Here is a 6,594-nt window from a genome sequence, read left to right on the forward strand (position 1 = left end):
AAGAGTAAATAAAAAAAATTTTTTCATTTTGCATTCTTTTTTTCATCAATAATAGCTAAAGTAAATTCTAAAAAATTCAAAATCATATCCACTTTGTTTTCAATATTTCTATTATTTGGAGACTGCAGCCCCTCAAATAAAACTAAAATTCTCTCTTGAAGTGCATTAAGAAATTTTTCCTCATCTAAATAATGTTTTTTAAGAATCTCCTTTAAAGCTTCAACATCTTTAAAATTAAGCTTTTCTATTTTTCTTTGATAAGGTTTCAATACTTCTACCTCCTTTAAAGGTTCCTCTTGTGTTGGCAAAACATCAAGTAATTCATCTCTTTCTAACTTCATTTCTTTTAAAGGCTTCTTTAAATTTGTATCCATCTCTGCTAAAGTTTGTAAAATTGCTTCTTTTAACTCCATACTTGTAATAACCACCTTTCAAACTCATTAAACTCTACTTCACTATCCATTTGCACAAATAAATTTAACATTGCTACATCCGCCTTTCCATAACTTTTACGATCACTCATTAATCGCCTTAAAGCAATTTTTGCTTCTACATTATTAGGATCTCCTTGTAAAATGGTTTTATAAATTTCTGTGGCTTCGTGCTTATATCCTTGAATCTCATAAATACTTGCAAGTGTTAATGTTTTCATAATCTTTTGTCCCTTTATGCAGAAATTGTAGCAAATTTAAACGATAATTTCCATCTAAATTTTTCTTAATTTTGCTATTTCATCACGCAACCTAGCGGCCTCTTCAAACTCTAAAGCTTTTGCGGCTTGTTGCATCTTTTTAGTCAGCTCTTTAACCATTTTCTCCCTTTCAGCCTTTGGCATTTTCTCTTTATTTTTAGTTCTTTCATAAAGCATTCCTAAATCCTGCATTTTCAAATCCTCATCAAGTTTTCTTGAAACACTTTGAGGCACAATATTATGCTCTTTGTTAAAAGCCTCTTGCTTACTCCTCCTATAATCTGTTACCTCCATTGCTTTTTTCATAGAATCAGTGATTTTGTTAGCAAAGAGCAAAACTCTCCCATTGACATTCCTAGCAGCTCTCCCCATTGTTTGGATAAGGCTTGTCTCACTCCTTAAAAACCCCTCTTTATCAGCGTCTAAAATAGCAACTAAAGAAACCTCTGGCAAATCTAACCCCTCACGCAAAAGATTAATACCCACTAAAATATCAAACTCTCCAAGCCTTAAAGCCCTAATAATTTGGTTACGCTCAATAGCATCAATATCAGAATGCATATAACGCACTTTTAATCCTAAATCCACATAATATTTAGTTAGTTCCTCTGCCATTTTCTTTGTCAAAGCCGTTACAAGCACGCGTTCCCCCTTTGCAACAACCTTTTTAGCTTCATCATAAAGAATCTCCACTTGATTATCACATTCTAAAACCTCATAAAGAGGATCTAACAATCCTGTTGGGCGAATAAGCTGCTCGGCAATATGATTTTTACTTAATTCTAGCTCCCTTGAAGCGGGAGTAGCAGAGACGAAAAGAAAATGCGGGGCTTTTTGTATAAACTCTTCATACTTAAGCGGACGATTATCCAAAGCACTAGGCAGTCTAAAGCCATATTCTACAAGTACTTCTTTACGACTCCTATCTCCAGCATACATACCCCCAAACTGCGGTAAGCTTACATGGGATTCATCGACAATGAGTAAATAAGGTTTATTTTTTTGCTCGAAATAATCCAAAAGAGAATAAGGAGTTTCACCGGGCTTTTTACCCGTTAGATGCCTAGCATAATTTTCTATTCCTTTACAAATCCCTGTGGCTTGTATCATCTCTAAATCAAACTCTGTGCGACTTTTTAGCCTCTCATATTCAACCATCCTACCCTCTTTTTTAAAAAAGCTCAAACGTTTATGTAATTCCTCCTCAATCCCCTTTAGAGCAATACTCAATCTATCCGCACCCACAATAAAAGGATTTGCCGCATAAAGCACAAAAGATTCTACTTTTTTTAAGGGCTTTTTATCGATACTATCCAAAAAAGTAATAGATTCTAATTCATCGCCAAAAAACTCTAAACGCACAACCTCATCTTCACTATAAGCAGGATAAATATCAATAACCTCCCCATTGACACGAAAATCTCCCCTATCAAAAAAATTATCATTGCGTTTATACCCCATATCCACAAGCCGCAAAAGTAAAGATTTTTGAATATAGCTACTCCCAACCTCAAATTTTTCTATCATTTCTAAATATTCTTTAGGATTCCCCAAACCATAATTTGCCGAAACAGAGGCTACAACGATGCTATCATCATACGCCAAAAGCGAAGTGGTAGCAGAAAGCCTTAATCGCTCTAATTCCTCATTGATACTTGAATCCTTTTCAATAAATAAATCTTGACGCGGTATATAAGCCTCTGGTTGGTAATAATCAAAATGAGAGATAAAATACTCCACATGATTTTTAGGAAAAAACCCTTTAAACTCGCTAAAAAGCTGTGCTGCTAGGGTTTTATTATGTGTCATAATAAGCGTTGGCATTTGAATCTTTTGAATAATCTGTGCCATAGTAAAAGTCTTGCCACTTCCTGTAACGCCAATAAGCGTTTGATACATACTTCCGGATTTTATAAAACCACTTAAAGTTTCTATAGCTTGGGGTTGGTCTCCTGCTGGGGAATAAGAAGAATTAAGAATAAATTTTTGCATCCCATACTTTTCTAAAAATAATTTCATCAAATTATAGATTTTAATGCTTATTTCTCACTTACAAAACCACCAAAGATAAATTTTTAATACCCTAAATGATAATCTAAACTATTCTTAACCAAATAATGCTAAAATGCAATATTTATTTTGAAGGGTGCAAAATGGAAGAGACACAAAACATTTCTAACAAATTACTACAAAGTATTGATGATTTACTCAATGAGCTAAAAAAAGTCCGCGAGGAAAATCAACAATTACGCAAACAAATCGTGCTACTAAAAGCAGAAAATGAAGCAAAAAATTCAGAAATTAGTTCGCTTTATGATGAAATTAGCGCTAAAGAAAGAGAGCTAGAATCGGTATTAAGCAAAATCCAAAATGTCCTTGGTCAATAATGGATAATACCTTTCGTGTTTGCATTACGGGTCGCTATTATGAGATACCCACTAGTGATATTTCAGCCACTACCCTAGAAGCACTCCATAAACTAACAGACGAAAATGGTTCTATCAATCCTCGCGATTTACTAAAGGCTTTTTTAGAGGCTTCTGAAATTTCTAATACCCTACAAAATGCAATAACACAAGCCCACACAAAAATACAAACCATAAAAAACACGGATAATATTTCTTAACATTGTTTTATTATCTCATTGCACTGCTTAAACAAAAATCTCCACTTTTAGCTTATGAGAGCATGACCCCTTTAAACATTGGTGAGGTCGTAGAAGCTCCCTTGCTTAAAAGAAGCCTTAGAGGCGTTATCCTAAAAGAGATTCCAAAGCCTAACTTTGAATGTAAGCCCCTAAAACCCCTAAAAGAATATTTTTCACCCTCACAATTCCAACTTGCAGAATTTATCGCAAATTATTATTGTAGCAGTTATGCTTCAAGCTTTGGGGTTTTCATACCCTTTAGGCAAGACTTCATACAAGACTTCCCCTTCCTTAGTTTTGAAGTCAAACCCCTAAATGAAAACCAAAGTAAAGCACTAAACTTTATTAACTCCAACCAAAGCACCCTTTTATTTGGTGATACAGGAAGTGGCAAAACAGAAATTTATATCCACTTACTCAACCAAACCCTACAAAAGGGTAAAAATGCTATTTTTCTTATGCCCGAAATTGCTTTAACCCCACAAATGGAAAAACGTCTTAAAGCCATCTTTGGCGAATACATAGCCTTTTGGCATTCTAAAGTTAGCACGAAAAAAAAGCAAGGAATTCTCCAAAGGCTCAAAGAGGGCGAACTTAGAATCCTAGCTGGCTCTCGCTCAAGCTTCTTTTTACCCCTTAGCAAACTTGGGCTAATCATCGTAGATGAAGAACACGATGACGCCTATAAATCTGCCTCCTCCCCGCGTTTAAATGTGCGTGATACCGCCCTATTCCTCGCACAACAAAACCATATAAAAATCCTTTTAGGAAGTGCCACCCCCTCACTAAATACCTATTACAAAGCCCTACAAAAGCAAAACATCTTCCGCCTCAAAGGCTCTTTTTATAACTCCCAAAAGGAATTTATCTTTTGTGAAAGCCACGATTATTTTCACCCCCTCATTATAGAAAATCTCACAAAAAATCTAGAATCCAACAAACAAGCTATCGTTTTCTTACCCACAAGGGCGAACTTCAAGCATTTGCTTTGTAGCCATTGTGGAGAAACGATACAATGCCCATATTGCAGTGTTTCTATGAGTTTGCACAAAAAAGATTCTAGCCTTAAATGCCATTACTGCCATTATGTTAGCCCACTCATATCCATTTGCCCTTCTTGTGGTTACGAACTAAAAAGCCTAAGGATTGGCACACAAGAGTTTGCTAAAGAGCTCTCTACCTACTTACCCAATGCTAAAATCGCTTGTTTTGATAGGGATTCCATTACGACCCAAAAACAACTTACCCAAACTCTAGAATCCTTTAATCGGCACGAAATTGATATTTTAGTAGGCACACAAATGCTCTCCAAAGGGCATGATTACCATAAGGTTGCTTTAAGCGTTGCTTTAGGCTTAGACTATCTCCTAAAGGGGGGTGATTATAGGGCAAGAGAAAAAACCCTCGCTTTAATGTATCAATTAGCAGGGAGAAGCGGCAGGAAAGAAGACGGCAAAGTCATCATCCAAACTTTACAAAAGGACTTTTTTCAACGATACCTACAAGATTATGAAAACTTTCTACAAGAAGAACTACAAATGCGGCAAAATCTCTATCCCCCCTTTGTGCGTCTAGCCCTTATTAAAATATCCCATAAAAACAAAGAAAAAGCCCATTTACTTATGCAAAAAGCACTATCCACCCTCCCTCCGCACAAAAAAGTAGAAATTGTAGGCTATGGTGATGCCCCCATTGAAAAGATTGCGAACAAATGGAGATGCGTTATCTTATTGCGAAGTATAGAATCTAAAGCCTTGCATAGTATCTTAAGAAGCTTAAGCGATTTCCCTTGTGAAATAGACATTGACCCCCTAGATTTCACTTAAGCACATAGGCTTTAAACCGCTCACCCCTTTGTTTATAGGAACTAAATTGGTCTAAACTAGCAGCAGCAGGAGAAAGCATAGCAACGCTTTGTAAATTATGATTTTGTTTAATAGCATTAACCGCATTTTCTAAAGTATGGCAAAGAACACAAGGTTTTTGATACCTTTTTGCTAAAGAAGCGATTTTCTCCGCATTAGAGCCAATAGCATAAAGGCTAACCTCCAAATCCTCCATAGCCACAAAAAGTGGGGTTAAATCCGCACCTTTATCATCTCCCCCTAAGATAAGATAAAGAGGCTTATCCTCATAACATTTAATCGCCTCTAAAGTCGCTTCCACATTCGTCCCCTTGCTATCATCCACCCATAAACGATGCGAACTATCATAAAACTCTTCGATTTTATGTGCCCCGATTTTAAAGGTATTTAACAAATCATAATCCAAAATATCAAAGAGTATCTTAGTAGCACTTAAGGCAAGCAGACTATCTAGCAAAAAAGGCTCTTTAAAAACGATGCGTTGCGTATCTATCCCAAAAGTCTCCGCAAGACTTTGAGAATCTTCATAAAAAATAAGTGTAGCAAGAGAGTTTTTAGCATAAGAGTGGTTTTCAAACATTTTAGGCAAAATAGCAATCTCCTTATCCCTTAAACACAAAAGAGGCTTAAGCTTATCCTTAATATAATCCTCATAGCTACTATGCCAACTAATATGATCCTCTGAAATAGGCAAAAGCAAATACAAATTAGGTTTAGCCCTATGGGTGTAATGCAAGGTAAAAGAACTAGTCTCTAAAACCCAAATGGACGCATTAAGGGGCAAATCCGCTAGAGGTTTGCCTATATTACCACCACTAATAGCCCCTTTATAGGCTAAAAGAAAGGTTAGCATTTCTGTAGTCGTGCTTTTTCCATTGGTTCCACTAATCCACACACTAAAGGGCATACAATGGCTAAAAAAATCATATTCACTCATAGGATGACTAGCAGTAATAAGGGGATTATTAGGCGGGATACCCGGACTTGTAACAACTTTAACATTGGGGTATTTTTCTAATACTTCTAAAAGCCTACAAGGAGGGAGCAAAGTATTACCAAAGCAATCTTGACTTTCTTCTTTAAAATTATCATCAAAGATAAAACAAGGGCTAAACTTCCTAGCAATAGCTTGATTAGTTAATCCAAATCCTAGCAAAATCAACATAAGCACTCTTTAAAAATAAAGTATTATACCCTAATTAACTCACCCCACCCTGCTCCTTTAAAGCTAAATTTAAGAATTAAACTAAAAATTAAAAGTTAATTAAAAAATAATCCTCTTTACTTAAATCAAAGTTTAAATTTTATGCTATACTAGGAATGTTAAAAATAGTTTATGACAAATACATAATAAAAATGCCTAAATCTCCTAATATAATAATATATTAGGG

At 35.5% G+C, this 6,594-nt stretch carries 7 protein-coding genes; 3 read left to right on the plus strand and 4 right to left on the minus strand.

Annotated features, from left to right (window positions below; translation table 11 throughout):
• Positions 1 to 23 precede the first annotated feature (23 nt).
• Genes LS72_RS02895 through uvrB form a run of 3 tightly spaced genes read right to left on the minus strand, consistent with a single transcriptional unit; the run spans position 24 to position 2,683 of the window.
• Positions 24 to 413, minus strand: a complete 390-nt coding sequence (locus tag LS72_RS02895; protein WP_138154979.1) for a CiaD-like domain-containing protein — start codon at positions 411 to 413, stop codon at positions 24 to 26.
• Positions 404 to 652, minus strand: coding sequence for a tetratricopeptide repeat protein (locus LS72_RS02900; RefSeq protein ID WP_194145538.1), 249 nt, complete (start codon positions 650 to 652; stop codon positions 404 to 406). The genes LS72_RS02895 and LS72_RS02900 overlap by 10 nt, the downstream gene beginning before the upstream one ends.
• Before the next feature lie 54 nt (positions 653 to 706).
• The gene (gene uvrB, locus LS72_RS02905; RefSeq protein WP_034554815.1) at positions 707 to 2,683 is read right to left on the minus strand and encodes an excinuclease ABC subunit UvrB; all 1,977 of its coding nucleotides are present in this window, start codon (positions 2,681 to 2,683) and stop codon (positions 707 to 709) included.
• A gap of 161 nt (positions 2,684 to 2,844) precedes the next feature.
• On the opposite strand from uvrB, the gene LS72_RS02910 reads away from it, so the two are divergent.
• From LS72_RS02910 to LS72_RS02920, 3 genes are read left to right on the plus strand one after another with little or no spacing between them, the layout of a single operon-like run.
• Complete coding sequence (locus LS72_RS02910) at positions 2,845 to 3,078, plus strand: hypothetical protein (RefSeq protein WP_034554813.1); 234 nt, start codon at positions 2,845 to 2,847, stop codon at positions 3,076 to 3,078.
• On the plus strand, positions 3,078 to 3,317 hold the full coding sequence (locus LS72_RS02915; RefSeq protein ID WP_034554812.1) for a hypothetical protein: 240 nt from the start codon (positions 3,078 to 3,080) through the stop codon (positions 3,315 to 3,317). Before LS72_RS02910 ends, LS72_RS02915 begins: the two co-directional genes overlap by 1 nt.
• A gap of 2 nt (positions 3,318 to 3,319) precedes the next feature.
• Positions 3,320 to 5,164 (plus strand): primosomal protein N', encoded by a 1,845-nt coding sequence (locus LS72_RS02920; RefSeq protein ID WP_034554811.1) that lies wholly within the window; start codon positions 3,320 to 3,322, stop codon positions 5,162 to 5,164.
• Here the strand turns inward: LS72_RS02920 and murD are convergent.
• Positions 5,157 to 6,368: a UDP-N-acetylmuramoyl-L-alanine--D-glutamate ligase gene (gene murD, locus LS72_RS02925; RefSeq protein WP_034554810.1), complete on the minus strand. Its 1,212-nt coding sequence runs from the start codon at positions 6,366 to 6,368 to the stop codon at positions 5,157 to 5,159. The genes LS72_RS02920 and murD overlap by 8 nt on opposite strands.
• Positions 6,369 to 6,594: the final 226 nt, after the last annotated feature.

The sequence above is a fragment of the Helicobacter apodemus genome (assembly GCF_000765745.2).
Taxonomy (GTDB): domain Bacteria; phylum Campylobacterota; class Campylobacteria; order Campylobacterales; family Helicobacteraceae; genus Helicobacter_D; species Helicobacter_D apodemus.